Consider the following 18,815-nt stretch of genomic DNA (forward strand, 5'->3'; position numbering starts at 1 on the left):
CCCGGTTTTTCAATCGCCCGGTGTTCAATCGCCCGGTGTTCAATCGCCCGGTGTTCAATCGATTGACTAGCGCATGGCCCCGGAAAGGGAAAGCGTCAGTTCGCCATCACTGTCCGACGTTTGCCGGCGGCCGTCGCCTCGGCAGGGGAATGCCGATCTCCGGCGTGGCGGTGAAGGCGTTGGCTGCGCCAGGCAAGCCGCCCGCATTGCCCGCAATAGGCGGAGGCGCGTCGGGTTCCGGCGCCCTGGCGGCGATCGGCACGCCGCCGCCGCGATAGGTGACGGCTTCCGCCGAGTCCGCGTCGGGCTGGTCGAGCACGAACTGGCATTGTTTCGGCAGGTTCGCCATCGTCATCAGGTCGCGCGCCTTGGGCGCGTCCGGGTTCTTGTTGGGGCGCCACGGCTCCTCGGTAAACCACCAGGCCAGCGGCTTGCCGCAGCCGTCATCGTCGGGCGTCGCTTCCTGTCCCTTGCAGTTGGGCGAACCCGGCTGGCAGCCGATGCGGATGTGGAAATGATAGTCATGGCCCCAGAACGGCCGGATTTTTCTCAGCCAGGTACGGTCGCCGGTGACGGTGTCGCACAGCTTCTTCTTGATGCCTGGATTGACCAGGATGCGCTCGACTTCCGGATAGCTCGCGGCGCGCTTCAACAGCTTGGTATGTATCGGCTTCCACAGCCTGTCCTTCACCAGATGCGTCTTGTCGTCGACCATCAGCGTGGCGCTGATGTTTTCGCGCTCCTGGGTCGTAAGCTTGCGGTCGGGCATCGGCGTCAGCCAGATGTCGGCGTCGAGGCCGATCTGGTGCGAGGCGTGCCCGGTCAGCATCGGGCCGCCGCGCGGCTGCGAAATGTCGCCGATCAGAAGCCCCGGCCAGCCGTCGGCGGCGGCATCGCGCGACAGCTTCTCGATCAGCGCAATCATCGTTGGATGACCCCAGCGCCGGTTGCGCGAGGGACGCATCACCTCCCAGTTCTGGCCGTCCATCGGAATGGCGACGCCGCCGGTGAAGCAGCCCTTTGAATAGAAGCCGAAGGATTGCGCCGCAGCCACCGCCGGCAGCTTCTTGGCGCCGAACAGGTCTTTTGCCCGTGGCTCGGCCGTGATTGCGCCCGCCACCAGCCCGGCCAGCGCCACGATCGCCAGCGCCGCCGTCAGGAACGGCCGTCTGCCGGTCAAGGATCGCATCGAAATCGTCATGAACCCCACTGCAAAAGTCCGCAACACAATCGAATCATATCACCCTCGGGCTCGCGTTTCGATTATCTACCTTCATCGGGCTGCGCGGCTCGCCGTCGCGCCAGCTGCCGTCGGCCCACATCCGATCGAACGCCTGGCGGTAGTCCGGATAGCGGAACCGGTAGCCCGCTGCCTTGATCGCGGCGTTGGCGACGCGCTTGTTCTCGCCATAGAAGGACCGCGCCATGGGCGAAAGTTGGGCGGTCTCGAAAGGAATCTCCGGCGGCGGCTCGACGCCCATCAGCGAAGCGGCATAGGTGACGACATCCTGCGGCGGCGCCGGCTCGTCATCGGTGATGTTGAAAATGCCGCCTCTATTGCCACCGATGAGGTGCCAGAGCGCGCCGGCGATGTCGTCGCAATGGATGCGGTTGAACACCTGGTCGGGCTTGACCAGCCGCCTGGCCGTGCCGTTTTCCAGATTGACCAGCGCGTTGCGACCCGGCCCGTAAATGCCGGAAAGCCGCAGGATGGCCACCGGCTTGCCGGTCTCGAGTCCAAGCTGCAGCCAGCCCCGCTCGGCCGCCACTCGCATCGACGAGCGTTTCGACACCGGCCGGCATTCGGCCGTTTCATCGACCCAGGCACCGTCATAATTGCCATAGACGCCGACGGTCGAGAGATAGCCGATCCAGCGAAGCGCCGGCATCGCCTCGATCGCCTTGCGCGCGGCGAGAAGCACAGGGTCGCCGGCCTCCTCCGGTGCCACCGAGACGACGAGATGGGTGGTCTTTTCCAGCGCATCGCCGATTTCAGGGGTCAGGGCGCCGTCGAACAGCAGCGGCGCGATGCCGACCTGCCGCAGCGCGTCGAATTTTTCCGATGAGCGCGTGGTGCCGAAGATCGTAATCGCCTCCGCATTGGCCCGTGCAAAGGCTTTGCCCGAATAGCCGGCGCCGAAGATAAAAACCTGTTTTTCGCTCATGCATGCGCCTCGATTGGCAATGCGGACAGCCATTCGTCCTGCACTGTAGTGTCGGTTTCGGTTTTCAAGTAGACCGCCGCCTGCCCGTTGAATTCGGCGGCCGTCACCAGCCGCGCCAGCGCCCAGATCGCCGCGCCGCGCACCAGCGGCGAGGCATCGCCAAGCAGATCGCGCACCGGGCCGGCCAGCGAAACATCGCCGGAATTGCCGGCGGCGGTCAGCACGTTGCGGACAAAGCGGTCGCGGCCGATGCGCTTGATCGGCGAGCCGGAGAAAAAGGTCCGGAACGCCGTGTCGTCCAGCTGCAACAGTTCCGCCAGCGGCGGTTCGCGCAGTTCATCGCGCGCGGCGAGCTTGGCCTCCGAGGCGGCGCGGGCGAACTTGTTCCACGGGCAGGCGGCGAGACAATCGTCGCAGCCATAGATGCGGTTGCCGATCTTTTCGCGGAATTCTTGCGGGATCGGCCCCTTGTTCTCGATGGTCAGGTAGGAGATGCAGCGCCTGGCATCGAGCCGATAGGGCGCCGGAAAGGCATCGGTCGGGCAGGCGTCGAGACAGGCGCGGCAGGAACCGCAATGGTCTACCTCGGTCGCATCGGGCGTGAGCTCCGCCGTGGTGAAGATGGTGCCGAGAAACAGCCAGGAGCCGTGCTCGCGGCTGACCAGATTGGTGTGCTTGCCTTGCCAGCCGAGCCCGGCGGCCTCAGCCAGCGGCTTTTCCATCACGGGCGCCGTATCGACGAAAACCTTCACGTCGCCGCCGGCCCGCGCGACGATCTTGCCGGCGATCTCCTTCAGCCGGCCCTTCATCACCTCGTGATAGTCGCGGTTTTGCGCATAGACCGAGATCGCGCCGAGATCGCGCCTTGCCTGCAGCGCACGCGGATCGTGGTCGGGGCCGTAATTCATTGCCAGCACGATGATCGAGCGCACCTCGGGCCACAGCGTCGAAGGCTCGCTGCGGCGTTGGAGCGTCTCCGCAATCCACGCCATCGAACCGTGAAAACCATCGGCGATGAATTCGGCCAATCTGGCCGGCGCCAGCGGGATCGCATCGGGCGTGGTGACGGCAACCGCATCGAAGCCGGCGCGCCGCGCCTCGGCGTCGATCAGCGCGCGCAGGGTTTGGCTTCTAGAAGTCGAGGTCCGCATAATGCGACACCGGCGACAGGCCGCGCACTCGGTCGGTGAGCAGCGGCCGGAACGACGGCCGCGATTTCACCCGCGTGTACCATTCGCGCGCCGCGGCATGCTCGCGCCAATCGATCTCGCCGAGATAATCCAGCACCGACAGCGTCGCGGCCGCCGCCAGGTCGGCATAGGTGACCTTGCTGCCGGCCAGCCAATGACGGGTGCCGGCCAGCCAGTTGGTGTACTTCATGTGCTGGCGAATGTTGGCGCGCGCCGCGCGGATCGCCGCCGAATCGGGGGAACCGCCGCCCGCCGTTTCCGGCATCACCGGCTTCAGCACGCGCTCGCGCACCAGATGCCGGGTCACTTCGCTCTCGGCCTTGTTGAGATACCAGTCGGTCAGGCGGCGGATTTCGGCGCGCTGCATCGGGTCTTCCGCAAACAGGCGCTTGTCGCGCTTCAGGACACCACGTGTTTCGTCGAGATATTCAGCGATCACCATGGCGCCGACGATCGGCACGTCGCCTTCGGCCAGCAGGATAGGCAAGGTGCCGGCCGGGTTCAGCGCCAAAAACTCCTTGCGCCGCGTCCACGGTTTTTCCTCGATCAGCGCCAGCTCCTCGCCATACTCGCCGAAGGCGAGGCGCACGAAGCGGCAGGTGGCGAACATCGGGTGATGGAAAAGCGTCAGCATGATTCCGCGATATTAAGGCGCACTGGCGAATCGCCGTCCGCACCGGTAAGTCTTGGCGGCCCGTCATGCGGCCGTCACGGTGCTGCGACCTATAGGGGGACTTCCGCGCCGTGACAAGCAAGCCCTTTTGCCAGCCGTTTCCTTCCGTCCCTTGAATGCCGAGGTTGCCATGGATAGCCACACCATCGTCGAAGCCCTGCTGCTCGGCCTGCTGGAGGGGCTGACCGAGTTCATCCCGGTCTCCTCGACCGGCCATATCCTGCTCGCCGGCCATTTCCTCGGCTTCCATTCCACCGGCAAGGCTTTTGAGATCCTGATTCAGCTCGGCGCCATCCTGGCGATCCTCAGCGTCTATTTCCGCCGTCTGTGGCAGATGCTGCTCGACCTGCCGCATGACCGGCTGACGCGGCATTTCGTCCTCGGCATCCTGATTGCCTTCCTGCCGGCCGCCATCATCGGCGCGCTGGCGCATGATTTCATCAAGACGGTGCTGTTCGAATCGCCAAGGCTGATCTGCATCATGCTGATCGTCGGCGGCGTCGTGCTCTTGGTCGTCGACCGCATGAAGCTGCAGCCGGTCTACCGCGATGTCGAGCGCTTCCCGACAAGGCTTTACCTGCAGATCGGCCTGTTCCAGTGCCTGTCGCTGATCCCCGGGACGTCGCGCTCCGGTTCGACCATCGTCGGCGCGCTGCTGCTGGGCGTCGACAAGCGCGCGGCGGCGGAATTCTCCTTCTTCCTCGCCATCCCGACCATGGTCGGCGCCTTCGCCTTCGATCTGTTCAAGAACCGCAACGTGCTGAGCAGCGCCGACCTGCCGATCATCGCCATCGGCTTCGTCGCCGCCTTTGTTACCGCGCTGATCGTCGTGCGCTTCCTGCTCGATTACGTCTCGCGCAACGGCTATTCGCTGTTCGGCTGGTGGCGCCTGGTGGTGGGAGCGGTTGGGTTGGTGGCGCTTTTCATTTGGGGGTGAGCTTTACCCTCCCCCTTGTGGTGGGGAGGGTCGATCCGCAAAGCGGATCGGGGTGGGGGCGCCACACCCCCGCCCCGTTTCGCCAACGACGCGTCGCGTCGCTTGCTCACCGACCCTCCCCGCAAGGGGGAGGGTAAAGGCCGCTAACTCCTCCCAAAAAACGCGTTCTCGACATGCACCGGCCAGCGCCAGGGCAGCACCGCGATCATGTCGAAGCGCATCGACAATCTGCCGTAGTCCGGTTGGCGCGACAGCCAGATGTCGGCCGCGCCCTCGATGCGGCGCTCCGATTCGTGGCCGATCGCCTCCATCGCTTCCATCAGCGTGCGCCGCGCCTTGACCTCGACGAACAGCACCAGGTCGCCGCGCCTGGCGATCAGGTCGATCTCGCCGAAGCGGGTGCGATGCCGGCGGGCGAGGATGCGATAACCTTTCAGCATCAGCGCCGCCGCCGCCAGCCACTCGCCGCGATGGCCGCGCCGATAGGCTTTTTGGCGGCTGGCGGCCGGGCGCTCAGCCACCTTCGCCTTCTCCACCCGCATTCCTGAGTTCCAGCAGCCGCCGGTAAAGCGCCTGCTTCTGCCCGCCGGTCATCTTCGCCGCCTCCGCCGCCGCCTTGGACGCCGGCATTTCGGCGGCCAGCGACAGCAGCAGCCTGTCGATGTCGGCGGGTTGGTCGGGCTTGATCTCGGCGGGCCCGACGCAGATGACGATCTCGCCCTTCGGCGTATCGGCCGCCGCATAGTGGTCGGCCAGCGCCTGCAGCGTTCCCGTCCGCATCTCTTCGAAAGTCTTGGTCAGCTCGCGGCCGATGGCGGCCTTGCGCGCGCCGCCCAACGCCTCGACCATGGCGACCAGCGTTTCGGCCAGCCGACGCGGCGACTCGAAGAAGATCAGCGTTGCCGGCACCGCCCTGAACGTTTCGAGCTTTGTCAGCCGCTGCCCAGATTTCACCGGCAGAAACCCGGCAAACAGGAAGGCGTCGGACGGCAGGCCCGACGCCGTCAGCGCCGCCAGCGGCGCCGATGGGCCGGGGATCGGCACCACGCGCAGGCCGCGCTCCAGCGCTTCGCCGACCAGCCGGTAGCCTGGGTCGGAGATCAGCGGCGTGCCGGCATCCGAAATCAGCGCCACGCTCTGCCCGGCCTCGAGTGCTGCGATCAGCTTCGGTCCCGCCTCGCCGGCATTGTGTTCGTGATAGGCGGTTGTGCGCCTGCGGATGCCGTATCGGTCGAGCAGCACGCGTGAGACGCGGGTGTCCTCGCAGGCGACTATGTCGGCGGCAGCCAGCGTTTCCAAGGCGCGCAGCGTGATGTCGGAGAGGTTGCCGATCGGCGTCGCCACCAGATACAGCGCCGGCGCCAGCGACCGGACCGCGATCTCGGTCTGCCCGATCACATAGCTGCGCTTCTCGCCGGTCACCGGGGTCTCTCCATTTCGCCCTGTTTGGCACGGCGCGCGCCGGGTTGCAAAACTCCCGAACGTCGAGCCAAACCTGACGCCGATGTAACCCGGCGGCCATGTCTTTGCCACAGTGGGGAACGAAAGCGTGGCTGGCGGATTGAATACCTGAGTCTCTTGAGGAGGAGGACAGGATGGACAGCCTGGAATTGCAGGACGTTTTCGAGCCCTATTATGCCGAGCGCAAGCGCTTCACTGCGCGAAAGGGCAAGCGTGCGCTCGCCGAAAGCGACACCGGCCTGGCCAGTCGGGCGGCCACCGCCTTGCCGACGAATGTCAGGCTTTCGGACAACAAACCGGACAGCACGACGGAGCACTGACCGTACGATGCCCAATCGTTTCGATATCTTCATCACCCGTCTTGAAACGAAGAGCGCCCGCGAAGGCGCGCCGCCGCATCCGATGAACGACCAGAACAGCGTCCGCCGGGACAAGAGCGACGCCAAGCCGGCCCGGACCGGAGAGGCGCATGCCGAGAAACACCGCGGCAAGCGCCGCTTCAAGCACGACGCTTAGTTTGTCGATCGGTGCAACATCGTCATCCTAGGGCGAAGCAAGGAGCGAAGTGACGCGGCGCAGACCCTATGATCCATTCCGTGACCTCTGCCGAAGGATGCAGCGGCGCAGAATTCTGAACCGCTGCATCGCCTTAACCTCGCGGCATGAATCCTCGGGTGAAGTCCGAGGATGGCGAACGCGGGCGTGGAACGCCCCAACCACATCAGTCAGCCCAGGTATCGCGTCACCCTCACCTCCAGCAATCGCACCAACTCCGGATCCATGAATCCGTAATCATCCGGGATGTCGAGGCAGATGACGCGGGCCTTCTTCAGGCTCTCCTTGAATTTCTTCTGCAGCTTGGTGCGGTGCGCCTTTTCCATCACGAAGACGATGTCGGCCCAGGCGACCAGCTCATGCGTCAGCGGCGTGTCTGCATCGTGATTGGTGCCGGCCGACTCGACCTCGATATCCCTACGTTTGGAGAACACCTGCTCGGCGGTCGGGCTGCGCAAGCGGTTCTGGCTGCAGACGAACAGGACGTTCTTCACCGACTACTCATCCCAGATCTTACGCAGATTTTTGCTGAGAGGGATGTACTGATCAAATGTGAGTCCATTCAGATCAAACTCGAGCAACTCATCCTTGGCGATTCCGCGAAGCTTATTTCCAATATATGTTATGAAACTGAGGACAACGCTGAATTCGCTCAAGTGGGTCAATTTTAGTTTCGATGTGACCGTTGCGTTCCTGATGAAAATCGCCTGAGCCTCAAAGAGGTCGTCTTGCTCTGGAGATCTCAAGATTTCGGTCAATCCAAACTCGAACACATCATCCGTGTTCAATGTCATCAAGGTCTCGTGGATCAGGAACGTCATCGCAGGAGTCACCTCGGATGCGGCGCTGGCACGCCAGCGGTTCAACAAGTCGACTTTCTAACATCCTTGCTCAAGCCGATAAATCGTCCAACAGCCCGGCCATTTGCCCTGTGGGCTCACCGCGCCAAATCCGCCACCACGGCATCGAGCACGATCATGCCGGCTGGCGTGGCGCGTAGCCTGGCATTGCCGATCGGCGCCACCAGCCCCTCATCCTGCAGCACGGTCAGCCGGGCGCTCGACAGGCCGCGCCCGGAAAACGCCTCGTAGCGGGAAAGGTCGATGCCTTCGGCCAACCTCAGCCCCATCAGCAGGAACTCGTCGGCCTCTTCGGAGCGCGTCAGGATCTCGCCGCCGGTGACGCCATGGCCCCTGGCCTCCACCAGATTGGCCCAGGTCTCCGGCATCCGCTCGGCGATCGTCACGGTGCGGTGGCCGTTCTCGATAAAGCGGCCATGCGCGCCCGGTCCGACGCCGACATATTCGCCATAGCGCCAATAGGTCAGATTGTGCCGGCTCTCGGCGCCCGGCCTGGCGTGGTTGGAAATCTCATAGGCCGGCAGGCCATGCGCTGCGGTGATCTCCTGCGTCAGCGCATAGAGATCGGCGGCCCGGTCATTATCGGGGATGATGAATTTGTTCGCCGCATGAAGGGCATGGAACGGCGTGCCTTCTTCGATGGTCAGCTGGTAGAGCGACAGATGGTCGGCGGCATGGCCGATCGCCTGTTCGAGCTCCGCCTGCCAGTCGTCCAGCGTCTGGCCGGGGCGGGCGTAGATCAGGTCGAAGGAAAGTCTTGGGAATATGTCCCGTGCCAGGCCAATTGCATGCAGCGCCTCGTCGACATTGTGCAGCCGGCCGAGGAAGCGCAGATCCTTGTCGTTCAGCGCCTGCACGCCGAGCGACACACGGTTGACGCCGGCGGCGCGGTAGCCGCGAAATCGCTCGGCCTCGACCGAGGACGGATTGGCTTCCAGCGTCACCTCGATGCCGTCGGGCACCGTCCAGTTCTTCGCCACGGCGTCCAGCACCGCCGCCACCGTCTGCGGCTGCATCAGCGACGGTGTGCCGCCGCCGAGAAAGATACTGGTCACTTCGCGCGGCCCGGTCCGCTCGCTCATGGTCTTCAGCTCGTTCTCGAAGGCGCGGGCAAAGCGCTCCTGGTCGACCGGCTGGTGACGGACATGGCTGTTGAAGTCGCAATACGGGCATTTGGCCGCGCAGAACGGCCAATGGATGTAGACCCCGAAGCCCGGGCTGCGGTCCAGCGACATTAAGCTGAGCCTAACCTGGCGCGGGCGAATTTCTGGAAGGCGCGGGCGCGGTGCGACAGCGCCGTCGGCTGACCGGGCTTCCAGCCGTGTTTTTCCTCAGCGCTCATCTCGCCGAACGTCTTGTCGAAACCGTCGGGCAAAAACACCGGGTCGTAGCCGAAGCCCAGTTCGCCGCGCGGCGGCCACACCAGCGTTCCCTCAGCTTCGCCGCGATAATATTCAGCCTCGCCATTGGGGAAGGCCAGGCAGATGACGGCGACGAACCGCCCCTTGCGCTGCGCTGGCTTGGCGGCGCCGACCTCCTGCAAGGCCACTTCGGTGCGCTGCATGGCCATCCCGAAGTCGCGGCTGCCATCGGGAGCTTCGGCCCAATTGGCGGTGTAGACGCCGGGGGCGCCGTCGAGCGCGTCGACGCACAGGCCCGAATCGTCCGACAGCGCCGGCAGGCCGGTCGCCTTAGCCGCGGCGAAGGCCTTGATGTAGGCGTTTTCCTCGAAGGTGGTGCCGGTCTCCTCCGGTTCCGGCAGGCCGTAGTCCTTGGCCGACTTCGCCTCGAAGCCGAACGGACCCATCAAATCGGCGAATTCGCGCAGCTTGCCTTCATTGTGGCTGGCAACGACGATCTTCTTTTCATCGAGAGAATGCATCAAAGGCCCCAGATCCTTGGCTCGGCGAATTCGATCGAATTGCCCGAGGGGTCGCGTATGTAGATCGAACGCCCGCCCTGCGGCCATTCGAATTCGCTTTCGATGGCGATGTTTTTCGCCTCAAGTTGCGCCTTCCTCTGTGCGAGTTCATCCGCACTTGCGGCAAAGCAGAGATGGCCCTCGCCGACCGTGCCATGCGGCGGCACTTTCAGCCGCGCATCCGGTGCCGGCGGGATTTTGGTGGCTTCGGCGTTGAAGATGAGCAGTACGCCCGGGCCGCAGCGGAAGAAGAGATGGCGGCCGTCGACCTTGCCGAGGAGAGGGAGGCCGAGGACGTTGGAGTAGAAGGCTTCGGCAGCGGCGAGATCCGTGACGTAAAGCGCTGACTCAAGAATAGCGGAGGGTTGCATCAGGCGCCCCCCTCTGCCCTGCCGGGCATCTCCCCCGCAAGGGGGGAGATTGGCAGTTCCGCTGGCGGCGTCTCAACGTTGATGGTTGGCGAAAACGGTAGCGACCTCTGATCTCCCCCCTTGCGGGGGAGATGGCCGGCAGGCCAGAGGGGGGTGTGAAGGATCGCCGACGTCATCACGTTAAATTCAATCAGGCCACAGCCATCTGCTGCAAGCTCACCAGCCGCTGAATGCCCTTCTTTGCCAGGCCCATCAGCTCCGCGAACTGCCCTTCCGAGAACGGCTCGCCCTCGGCGGTGCCCTGGATCTCGACGATGCCGCCCTTGCCGGTCATGACGAAATTGGCGTCGGTGCCGGCAGATGAATCCTCGATGTAGTCGAGGTCGATGACCGGCTGGCCGTCATGGATGCCGCAGGAAATTGCCGCGACATGGTCTTTCAGCACCTTGGCAACGCTGGCCATCTGCCGCGCTTCCATCCAGCGCAGGCAATCGTAAAGCGCCACCCAGCCGCCGGTGATCGAGGCCGTGCGGGTGCCGCCATCGGCCTGGATGACGTCGCAGTCGACGGTGATCTGCTGTTCGCCCAGCGCCTGCAGGTCGACAACGGCGCGCAAGGAGCGGCCGATCAGCCGCTGGATTTCCAGCGTGCGGCCGCCTTGCTTGCCGGCCGAGGCTTCACGGCGCATGCGCTCGCCGGTCGAACGCGGCAGCATGCCGTATTCGGCCGTCACCCAGCCCTTGCCGGAATTGCGCATCCAGCCCGGCACCTTTTCCTCCAGGCTCGCCGTGCACAACACATGCGTGTCGCCGAATTTCACCAGGCACGAGCCTTCCGCGTGTTTGGAGACGCCGCGCTCGAAGGAGATGGCGCGCATTTCGTCGGCTTGGCGTTTGGAAGGGCGCATCGAGGCCTCTTTCTGTTCTTTTACGGTTGCGTCGGCGGCTTGTAGACGCATGCAGCCCATGGCGCAAAGGAAAAGGCCGGGCGATCTGGCACAGACGCCGGGTTGCGCGGGGGCGATGGAAGTCTATATCCTTGAGCCGGAGGTTTTTGGCTCGAATGACCAAGGCAGTCACCGAACCCAGTCTGCTGGCGCCCGCGCTGCAATCGCTCGACATGCGTTCGCGCGACATTTTCCGGCGCATCGTCGAATCCTATCTGAAGGACGGTGAGCCTGTGGGATCGCGCAGCCTGTCGCGCATCCTGCCGTCGTCGCTGTCGCCGGCGACCATCCGCAACGTGATGAGCGACCTCGAGCATCTCGGCCTGATCTATGCCCCGCACATCTCGGCCGGGCGCCTGCCGACCCAGACCGGCCTGCGCTTCTTCGTCGATGCCTTCATGGAGCTTGGCGATCTCTCCGACGAGGAACGCCGGGTCATCGAGGCGCAGGTGCGCGCCTCCGGCTCGGGCGCGACGCTGGAACACATGCTGACCGAGGCCAGCCAGATGCTGTCGGGCATGTCGCGCGGCGCCGGCCTGGTGCTCGCCACCAAGAACGAGGTGGCGCTGAAGCACATCGAGTTCATCCAGCTCGAGCCGACCAAGGCGCTGGCGGTGATGGTGTCGCAGAATGGCGATGTCGAGAACCGCGTCGTCGACCTGCCGGCCGGCATCACCGTCTCGCAGCTGCACGAGGCCTCCAACTTCCTCAACGCCCATATCAGGGGCCGCACGCTCGCCGAGGCGCGCATCGAGATCGCCCGCATCAAGGACGAGACCAGGGCAGCGCTGGACACGCTGTCGCAGGATCTGGTCGAGAAAGGCCTGGCGGTGTGGGCCGGCGCCGATAGCGGCCTGCCGGCGCGCCTTATCGTGCGAGGCCGCGCCAATTTGCTCGAAAACGTCACCGCCCAGGCCGATATCGAATTGCTGCGCCACCTGTTCGAGGATCTGGAGACGCAGGACGGGCTGATCCAGCTGCTCGACCTCGCCGAGGACGGCCCCGGCGTGCGGATCTTCATCGGCTCGGAAAACAAGCTGTTCTCGCTCTCCGGCTCGTCGCTGGTCGTGGCGCCTTACCGCGACAAGGACGCCCGCGTCGTCGGCGCGCTCGGCGTCATCGGCCCGACCAGGCTGAATTATGCCCGCATCGTGCCGATGGTCGACTACACGGCCCAATTGATTACCCGGATGTTAAGATAATTCCGAAGCCGGGATCACCGTAAAGGAGGGCGCAGAATGGCGCTTGAATCGTTCAAGGCCCAGATCAGCATGCTGCTCGAAGAAATGGTCAACCAGCCGGAGGACGAGCACGAAATCCAGGAGCAGCTGCGCGAAAAACTGCGCGAAATGCGCGCCATGGGCTTGCCGCTGCCGGAAGATCTCGTCGCATTGGAAAAGCGTCTCGACGACGATCTGGACGTCGAAGAGGAAAGTTGAGCGGTTCTCTCGTCGAATCTGCGCGCGCGCACGCTTCTCTTTTGCGGCGGCTGCACAATATCTCCCTTGTGCATGACGCGCCGACCGGCGCGAGTTCGAGGAGAACAGCATGATCCGGATTGCCGGCTTGGCAGGCCTTGCCCTGCTTCTGGCCACCAGCACCTTCGCCCAGGAGGCCGATCAACCGCTGCTGACCGGCAAGGACGCTTTCGGCGACTGGAAGGCCGACAAGCCAGGTGTGCGCCGGCTGATCAAGCCGGATGATCTGCAAAAGCCCAACATCACCGAATCCGCCTCCAACAGCGCTGGCCTTGGCGATCGGCCCGAGGGCGCGAAGCCCGTCCTGCCGCCTGGGTTTTCGGCCGAACTGGTTGCTTCCGGCATTTCCAATCCGCGGGTCGTGCGCGTGGCGCCGAACGGCGACCTGTTCGTCGCCGACAGCGACGCCAACCAGATACGCGTCTATCGGCTGGCCAAGGGTAGCGCGAAGCCGGCCGAAGAGGGCATTTTTGCCGACAATCTCAACCAGCCCTATGGCATCGCCTTCTACCCGCCTGGCGACAAGCCGCAATGGGTCTACGTCGCCAACAACGACAGCGTGGTCCGCTACGCCTATCGCGACGGCGACCTTAAAGCCTCCGGCGAACCGGAGACGATTGTCTCCGACATCCCTACCGGCGGCCACTGGACCCGCGATATCGCCTTCTCGCCGGACGGGAAGACGCTGTATCTCTCGGTCGGCTCCGGTTCTAACGTCGCGGAGGGCATGGGGAAGGCACCGAATAGCGGCCTTGACGCCTGGGCAAAATCACAGCCACTCGGCGCCACCTGGGGTTCCGAGGATGGCCGTGCCGACGTGCTGGCCTTCGGCCCCGACGGCAAGAATGGCCGCATCCTCGCCACCGGCCTGCGCAATTGTTCGGGCATGACCGTGCAACCGGCCACCGGCGCGCTGTGGTGTGTCGTCAACGAGCGCGACGGTCTCGGCGACGATGTGCCGTTCGAATATGCCACCTCAGTCAAGGACGGCGCCTTCTATGGCTGGCCCTGGTATTATATCGGCGCCAACGAGGACCCGCGTCACGAGGGCGCGCGCCCAGACCTCGCCGGCTCGGTCACCGTGCCCGACGTGCTGATGCAGGCGCATTCGGCGCCGCTCAACATCGCCTTCTATGGCGGCGGCAATTTCCCGGCAGAGTACAAGGGTGACGCCTTCGTCGCCCTGCACGGCTCCTGGAACCGTGGTATGAGGACCGGCTACAAGGTGGTGCGGCTGAGATTCAGCCACGGCAAGCCGACCGGCGAGTACCAGGATTTCATCACCGGCTTCGTCCTCTCCGACGACGCCGTCTGGGGCCGGCCGGTCGGCGTCGCGGTGGCCAGGGACGGCGCGCTTATCGTCACCGAGGATGGCAACGGCACCATCTGGCGCATCACCCATGTCGATGGCCCATCCTGAGCCGGCGAACAGCGCAATCCGGCCCTAATGCACGTCCCGATGGATCACCTTGGGATAGGTATGGATCACCTCGGCCGATGAGACGCGGTCATCGAAACCGGTATCCCTGAGATTGAAGAGGCCGACCGAGCCGAAGGACTTCTTCGCCCCTTGCGCGAAGCGGCCGTCGCTGAAATCGTGTTCGTAAAGCGTCACCGTGACGTGGCCGGCATTGAGCTTCGGCACGTAAACACTGCTGATGGTGTCGTTGGCGACGCCAAGCTGGTTGACGTTGAAGCGATAGAGGTCCTGCACCATGCGCCGGGCCGCATTGCCATTGATCATCCAGTATTCGCGGCGCGATGCGCGGTTCGGGTCGATGAGTTTGAGCGGCGCCTTGCGGCCAAGCCCGAGCCAGTGCTCGAACACCATCACATTGGCGCCCCAGGGATAGGGATAGTTGGACTTGTCGATGATGCGTGGCGGGCCATCCTCGGCAATCTCGGCGGTATCGACATAGTCCAGCCATTGCAGCTGGAACGATGCTTCCACGTTGAGGTCGGTATTGCGCGGATCGGCAGCAATGATGCGCCAGTCCGAGACCGGCGGATATTTGGTGTCGAGGTCGATGTAGAATTCGCCTTTGGCGGTGTCGTCGGGGTCTATCTTTTGCGGTCCGTCACGCTCGATCGCCACCAGCCGCACCTTGAAGCGGTTGTTGACGACCAGCGGATAGATCATCGGACGAACGGGGTAGGCGCCAGGGTTCCGGCTGTCGGTAAAATATCCAGTCTGCGGAACGACATCGCTATCGCCCTTGTCGAACAGGCTGAAAGCCTGACGCCCCTCGAACCACAGATACCATTCCAGCTCGTGGACGTGACCGCGTGCTTCGGAATAGTTGTTGGGCATCCACTTCATGAGCTGGATGTGAAGTCTTTTGGCTAACATGGGTGCTCCTGCCGTTCGGAGCCATGCGAGATAGCCGACCGCCTTCGGGGCGTAAGTGAACCATCTCTCGCTTTCAGGCGAGGATGACCGGCTTTCATGCCCTGCTTGGCGCAATCGAATCCGTTTTGCCGTTGCAGGCTTTCATGGCATCAGAGTCGTTTCACGAGGTGCGACCGTCATGACCCTCGCCGGCTTCCTTGCCTATAGTGCTGCGCTGGGCATCGCCGCCGCCATTCCCGGGCCCGGCGTCACCGCGCTTGTGGCGCGGGCGCTCGGATCCGGCTTCCGCTCATCGCTGGCGATGTCGTTCGGCCTGATGCTCGGCGACCTCATTTATCTCACCGCGGTGGTGCTCGGCCTTGCCTTTGTCGCGCAAAGCTTCGGCATGGTGTTTCTCGCCATCAAATGGCTGGGCGTCTCCTATCTCGCCTTCCTCGGCTGGCGTTTCTGGACGGCCGGGATCACGCCCGAGACTGTCGAGGCCAGGAAAGGCAAGGGCGGCCTGGTATCGAGCTTCCTTGCCGGCCTCGCCGTCACGCTGGGCAACCCGAAAACGATGATCTTCTACCTCGCCATCACGCCGACCATCGTCGACCTGAAGACCATCACGCTCGCCGACTACGGCATCCTGGTCGCGCTCACCGTCATTGTGCTCTTCGTGGTGCTGGTGCCATATCTTGCGCTGGCCGCCAAGGCGCGCTGGTTCCTGAAATCGCCACGCGCGCTGAAGGCGCTGAACCGCACCGCCGCCGGCTTCATGGTGGGCGCGGCCGCTGCCATTGCCGCACGTCAGTAGATCGGTTCAGGCCCATCCATTCCGCCGATCGGTCCATCCGGAAAATGCGGCTTGAGGGGACAAGCGTTTTCAGCAAGCGGCCCACTCGATATTTTCGGCCGGCAGCCTATCTTGCGCGGGCGAAAGCCCTATTCTGTCCGCCGACGCCAATTGCCTGATCTGATTTGGGAGCGAAACCAATGAACAAGCCTTCCGCGCGCGTGCCCGGCCGCGGCCGTGTCTACAACTCGATCACCGAGACGATCGGCGACACGCCGCTGGTGCGGCTCGACAAGTTCGCCAAGGAGAAGGGCGTCGTTGCCAACCTTCTTGCCAAGCTCGAATTCTTCAATCCGATCGCCTCGGTCAAGGACCGCATCGGCGTTTCCATGATCGAGGCGCTGGAAGCGTCGGGCCGGATCAAACCCGGCAAGACGACGCTGATCGAGCCGACCTCGGGGAATACCGGCATCGCGCTCGCCTTCGCCGCCGCCGCCAAGGGCTACAAGCTGATCCTGACCATGCCCGAAACCATGTCGGTGGAGCGCCGCAAGATGCTGGCGCTGCTCGGCGCCGAACTGGTGCTGACGGAAGGGCCGAAAGGCATGAAGGGCGCCATCGCCAAGGCCGACGAATTGGCCGCCACCCTGCCTGACGCCGTCATCCCGCAGCAGTTCGAAAACCCGGCCAACCCGGAGATCCACCGCCGCACCACCGCCGAGGAGATCTGGAACGACACCGATGGCGGGGTCGACATCTTCGTCGCCGGCATCGGTACCGGCGGCACGATCACCGGCGTCGGCCAGGTGCTGAAGCAACGCAAGCCCTCGGTGCATGTCGTCGCCGTCGAGCCGGAGGCCTCGCCGGTGCTGTCGGGCGGCCAGCCCGGCCCGCACAAGATCCAAGGCATCGGCGCCGGCTTTGCGCCCAAGATCCTCGACACCTCGATCTATGACGAGATCGTCAAGGTCTCCAACGAGGATTCGGTCGCCAACGCCCGCCTCGTCGCCCGCCTTGAAGGCGTGCCGGTCGGCATCTCGTCGGGCGCTGCCCTGCAGGCCGCCATCGCCGTCGGGTCGCGGCCGGAGAACAAGGGCAAGAACCTGGTGGTGATCATCCCGTCCTTCGCCGAGCGCTATCTGTCGACGATCCTGTTCGACGGGCTGGGGGCTTAACGTCTTAACTGGATAGGCGGCGATCCTTCGCACCCCCCTCTGCCCTGCCGGGCATCGGGGGTGCTGTCCCTCCGACATCGGAAGTCTCATGGCTGGACCGCAGAAAACCCGGCCGTGGCGTCCGCCACCGGCTTGAGCGGGAGGCGGCTTCAGGGTCAAATCGCCCCGGCCTGCTTCGCGCGGGCAGGGGGAGAATCACATGTACAAGCTTTACACGCGCCCAGGCAGCGGCGGTTTTGTCGTCGAGGCCGCATTGGCGCTGGCAAACGCGCAATTCGACCAGATCGATGTGCCGAAGAAGGATCCGCCGGACCCGGCTTTCCTCGACATCAGCCCGTTGAACCAGGTTCCGGTGCTGACCTTGCCCAACGGTCAATCGATAACCGAATCGGCGGCGATCTGCATCCTGCTTGCCGAGCGCCATCCGGAGGCGGGTCTGGCGCCGGCCGCCGGATCGCCGGATCGCGCCGGTTTCCTGCGCTGGATGGCGTTCATGTCATCGGTGCTCTACCCCGCCATCCTGCGCCTCTACTATGCCCATCGCTACACCACCGATGCCGACGGCAAGAAAGCCGTCAAGCAGGCAGCCATTGCCGAGATGGACCGCGGCTTCGCCATTGTCGATGCAGCCCTCGAGGGGCGCGGCTGGCTGGTCGGCGACGCGATGTCGCTGGCCGACATCTACCTCGTCATGCTGGTGGCCTGGCACCCCGATATGGACAAGGCGCGAGCCGACTGGCCGAACATCGAACGCTTATGGTCGGCGCTGCGCGCGCATCCGCTGATGAAACGGCTCAACACCACGCATGAAATGTGGCCGGCCTGAACGGACGCTTCAATTTCGCAGGATCGCCCGTTTCGCCTGCAGGAAGCGGCGCACGGCGGGGTCGCGTTCAAGGCCGATCGCCCGGTCATAGGCTTCGACCGCTTGCGCCGCATTGCCGAGCCTGGCCAGCAGGCCGGCGCGAGCGGCCCAATAGGGCTGATAGTCGTTGAGCCGCTTGTCGTCGCCCAGCACGTAGAGCGCCGCCAGTCCTGCCGCCGCCCCTTCGGCCTCGGCAATCGCCACGGCGCGGTTGATCGAAATCACCGGCGAGCCTGATATCGCCGACAGCGCATCGTAGAAGTTACGGATCGCCGCCCAATCGGTTTGGCCGGTCCGTCGCCGCGTCGCATGCACCGATTGTACCGCCGCTTCGAGCTGGTAGCGGCCGATGACGCCCATGGTGGCGGCGTGGCCCAGCAGCGCCTCGGCTTCGTCGATCAGCGCGTGATCCCAAAGACGGCAATCCTGGCCGGCGAGCGGCACATAATCTCCAGCCGCATCGCGCCGCGCCGGGCGGCGCGCCTCGGCAAACAGCATCAGCGCCAGCAGGCCGAGCGCTTCCGGTTCGTCCGGCATCAGCGATGCCACCAGCCGCCCGAGCCAGATGCCTTCGGTCGCCAGATTGCGCGCTCTCGTCTCGGTCCCTGCCGGGTCGGTCCAGCCTTCGGCGAAAGCCGCGTAGATCGCTTCCAGCACCGTTCCCAGCCGCTCGCCGAGTTCGGCGCGATCCGGCACGCGGAACGGAATGCCGATCTCGCGGATGCGGCTCTTGGCGCGCACCAGACGCTGGCCCATCGTCGCCGGCGAAACCAGGAAGGCCGAGGCGATCGTCGCCGCGTCGAAACCCAGAATGGTCTGCAGGATCAGCGGCGCCCGCACGCTGGCTTCGATCGCCGGATGCGCACAGGCAAACATCAGCCTGAGACGTTCGTCGGGAAGGTCTTCGTCTTCCATGCTCGCCTCCATCTCCTCGGCCATCAGCTTGAGATGGTCGCGGCTCGCCTCGCTGGTCAGCCGACGGCGCACCGCGTCGACGCGCCGCCGGCGCGCCACGGCCAGCAGCCATGCTTCCGGCTTGTCGGGCACGCCGGTCTGTGGCCAGCGCTCCAGCGCCGCGGCGAAGGCCTCGGCC

Annotated in this window: 22 protein-coding genes and 1 pseudogene; 8 read left to right on the forward strand and 15 right to left on the reverse strand. The window is 64.6% G+C overall.

The features are described from left to right. Positions 1-106 precede the first annotated feature (106 nt). The 4 genes from mepA to X750_RS151390 are packed head-to-tail and all read right to left on the reverse strand — an operon-like array spanning position 107 to position 3,989. The gene (gene mepA, locus X750_RS151405) at positions 107-1,201 is read right to left on the reverse strand and encodes a penicillin-insensitive murein endopeptidase (RefSeq protein WP_023747444.1); all 1,095 of its coding nucleotides are present in this window, start codon (positions 1,199-1,201) and stop codon (positions 107-109) included. A gap of 34 nt (positions 1,202-1,235) precedes the next feature. After that, the gene (locus X750_RS151400) at positions 1,236-2,165 is read right to left on the reverse strand and encodes an SDR family oxidoreductase (protein WP_023687563.1); all 930 of its coding nucleotides are present in this window, start codon (positions 2,163-2,165) and stop codon (positions 1,236-1,238) included. Continuing rightward, on the reverse strand, positions 2,162-3,316 hold the full coding sequence (gene queG / locus X750_RS151395; protein WP_023747445.1) for a tRNA epoxyqueuosine(34) reductase QueG: 1,155 nt from the start codon (positions 3,314-3,316) through the stop codon (positions 2,162-2,164). Before queG ends, X750_RS151400 begins: the two co-directional genes overlap by 4 nt. Then, entirely contained in the window at positions 3,297-3,989 is a 693-nt protein-coding gene (locus X750_RS151390) for a glutathione S-transferase family protein (protein ID WP_023681225.1), read from the reverse strand. The genes queG and X750_RS151390 overlap by 20 nt, the downstream gene beginning before the upstream one ends. Positions 3,990-4,158: 169 nt before the next feature. Here X750_RS151390 and X750_RS151385 point away from each other — a divergent pair, with 169 nt between their 5' ends. Then, positions 4,159-4,965, forward strand: coding sequence for an undecaprenyl-diphosphate phosphatase (locus X750_RS151385; RefSeq protein ID WP_023747446.1), 807 nt, complete (start codon positions 4,159-4,161; stop codon positions 4,963-4,965). Positions 4,966-5,108: 143 nt separating this feature from the next. Here the strand turns inward: X750_RS151385 and X750_RS151380 are convergent, their stop codons facing one another. Together X750_RS151380 and rsmI are read right to left on the reverse strand one after the other, a co-directional pair. After that, on the reverse strand, positions 5,109-5,486 hold the full coding sequence (locus X750_RS151380; RefSeq protein WP_023698068.1) for a YraN family protein: 378 nt from the start codon (positions 5,484-5,486) through the stop codon (positions 5,109-5,111). Further along, positions 5,479-6,387 (reverse strand): 16S rRNA (cytidine(1402)-2'-O)-methyltransferase, encoded by a 909-nt coding sequence (gene rsmI / locus X750_RS151375; RefSeq protein WP_023747447.1) that lies wholly within the window; start codon positions 6,385-6,387, stop codon positions 5,479-5,481. Before rsmI ends, X750_RS151380 begins: the two co-directional genes overlap by 8 nt. A gap of 173 nt (positions 6,388-6,560) precedes the next feature. Here rsmI and X750_RS151370 point away from each other — a divergent pair, with 173 nt between their 5' ends. Further along, entirely contained in the window at positions 6,561-6,746 is a 186-nt protein-coding gene (locus X750_RS151370) for a hypothetical protein (protein ID WP_023687558.1), read from the forward strand. 79 nt (positions 6,747-6,825) lie between these two features. Here X750_RS151370 and X750_RS1000000166865 read toward each other — a convergent pair. From X750_RS1000000166865 to rph, 7 genes and pseudogenes are all read right to left on the reverse strand, one after another. Continuing rightward, positions 6,826-6,960, reverse strand: a pseudogene (locus tag X750_RS1000000166865) (transporter); the annotation flags it as partial. Between the two features lie 191 nt (positions 6,961-7,151). Then, positions 7,152-7,475 (reverse strand): low molecular weight protein tyrosine phosphatase family protein, encoded by a 324-nt coding sequence (locus X750_RS151360; RefSeq protein WP_023698066.1) that lies wholly within the window; start codon positions 7,473-7,475, stop codon positions 7,152-7,154. Between the two features lie 3 nt (positions 7,476-7,478). Then, positions 7,479-7,847, reverse strand: coding sequence for a hypothetical protein (locus X750_RS151355; protein WP_155923877.1), 369 nt, complete (start codon positions 7,845-7,847; stop codon positions 7,479-7,481). Positions 7,848-7,918: 71 nt separating this feature from the next. Next, a complete protein-coding gene (gene hemW / locus X750_RS151350) occupies positions 7,919-9,076 on the reverse strand; it encodes a radical SAM family heme chaperone HemW (RefSeq protein WP_023681230.1) in 1,158 nt (385 codons plus the stop codon). Continuing rightward, positions 9,076-9,723 (reverse strand): RdgB/HAM1 family non-canonical purine NTP pyrophosphatase, encoded by a 648-nt coding sequence (rdgB, locus tag X750_RS151345; RefSeq protein WP_023747448.1) that lies wholly within the window; start codon positions 9,721-9,723, stop codon positions 9,076-9,078. Before rdgB ends, hemW begins: the two co-directional genes overlap by 1 nt. Next, complete coding sequence (locus tag X750_RS151340; RefSeq protein ID WP_023672054.1) at positions 9,723-10,133, reverse strand: VOC family protein; 411 nt, start codon at positions 10,131-10,133, stop codon at positions 9,723-9,725. The genes rdgB and X750_RS151340 overlap by 1 nt, the downstream gene beginning before the upstream one ends. Before the next feature lie 190 nt (positions 10,134-10,323). After that, entirely contained in the window at positions 10,324-11,040 is a 717-nt protein-coding gene (gene rph / locus X750_RS151335; protein WP_023672052.1) for a ribonuclease PH, read from the reverse strand. 155 nt (positions 11,041-11,195) lie between these two features. Here rph and hrcA point away from each other — a divergent pair, with 155 nt between their 5' ends. The 3 genes from hrcA to X750_RS151320 all read left to right on the forward strand — a co-directional run bounded on the left by hrcA (position 11,196) and on the right by X750_RS151320 (position 13,977). Next, the gene (gene hrcA, locus X750_RS151330) at positions 11,196-12,281 is read left to right on the forward strand and encodes a heat-inducible transcriptional repressor HrcA (RefSeq protein ID WP_023681233.1); all 1,086 of its coding nucleotides are present in this window, start codon (positions 11,196-11,198) and stop codon (positions 12,279-12,281) included. Positions 12,282-12,317: 36 nt separating this feature from the next. Next, a complete protein-coding gene (locus tag X750_RS151325; RefSeq protein WP_023672050.1) occupies positions 12,318-12,518 on the forward strand; it encodes a hypothetical protein in 201 nt (66 codons plus the stop codon). A gap of 109 nt (positions 12,519-12,627) precedes the next feature. Then, entirely contained in the window at positions 12,628-13,977 is a 1,350-nt protein-coding gene (locus X750_RS151320) for a sorbosone dehydrogenase family protein (protein WP_023747449.1), read from the forward strand. A gap of 24 nt (positions 13,978-14,001) precedes the next feature. On the opposite strand, the gene X750_RS151315 is transcribed toward X750_RS151320, so the two are convergent. Beyond that, the gene (locus X750_RS151315) at positions 14,002-14,907 is read right to left on the reverse strand and encodes a hypothetical protein (protein ID WP_023708796.1); all 906 of its coding nucleotides are present in this window, start codon (positions 14,905-14,907) and stop codon (positions 14,002-14,004) included. A 178-nt stretch (positions 14,908-15,085) separates the two neighbouring features. On the opposite strand from X750_RS151315, the gene X750_RS151310 reads away from it, so the two are divergent. The 3 genes from X750_RS151310 (at position 15,086) to X750_RS151300 (ending at position 17,683) form a co-directional block, all read left to right on the forward strand. Continuing rightward, entirely contained in the window at positions 15,086-15,703 is a 618-nt protein-coding gene (locus tag X750_RS151310; RefSeq protein ID WP_023706961.1) for a LysE family translocator, read from the forward strand. A 179-nt stretch (positions 15,704-15,882) separates the two neighbouring features. After that, positions 15,883-16,857: a cysteine synthase A gene (cysK, locus tag X750_RS151305; RefSeq protein ID WP_023672045.1), complete on the forward strand. Its 975-nt coding sequence runs from the start codon at positions 15,883-15,885 to the stop codon at positions 16,855-16,857. A gap of 199 nt (positions 16,858-17,056) precedes the next feature. Further along, positions 17,057-17,683 (forward strand): glutathione S-transferase family protein, encoded by a 627-nt coding sequence (locus X750_RS151300; RefSeq protein ID WP_023706962.1) that lies wholly within the window; start codon positions 17,057-17,059, stop codon positions 17,681-17,683. A gap of 9 nt (positions 17,684-17,692) precedes the next feature. Here X750_RS151300 and X750_RS151295 read toward each other — a convergent pair. Then, positions 17,693-18,815, reverse strand: a 1,123-nt coding sequence (locus X750_RS151295; protein ID WP_023745877.1) for a DUF6596 domain-containing protein, incomplete at its 5' end; no start/stop codon positions are given.

This window comes from Mesorhizobium sp. LNJC391B00 (assembly GCF_000502535.1).
Classification (GTDB): domain Bacteria; phylum Pseudomonadota; class Alphaproteobacteria; order Rhizobiales; family Rhizobiaceae; genus Mesorhizobium.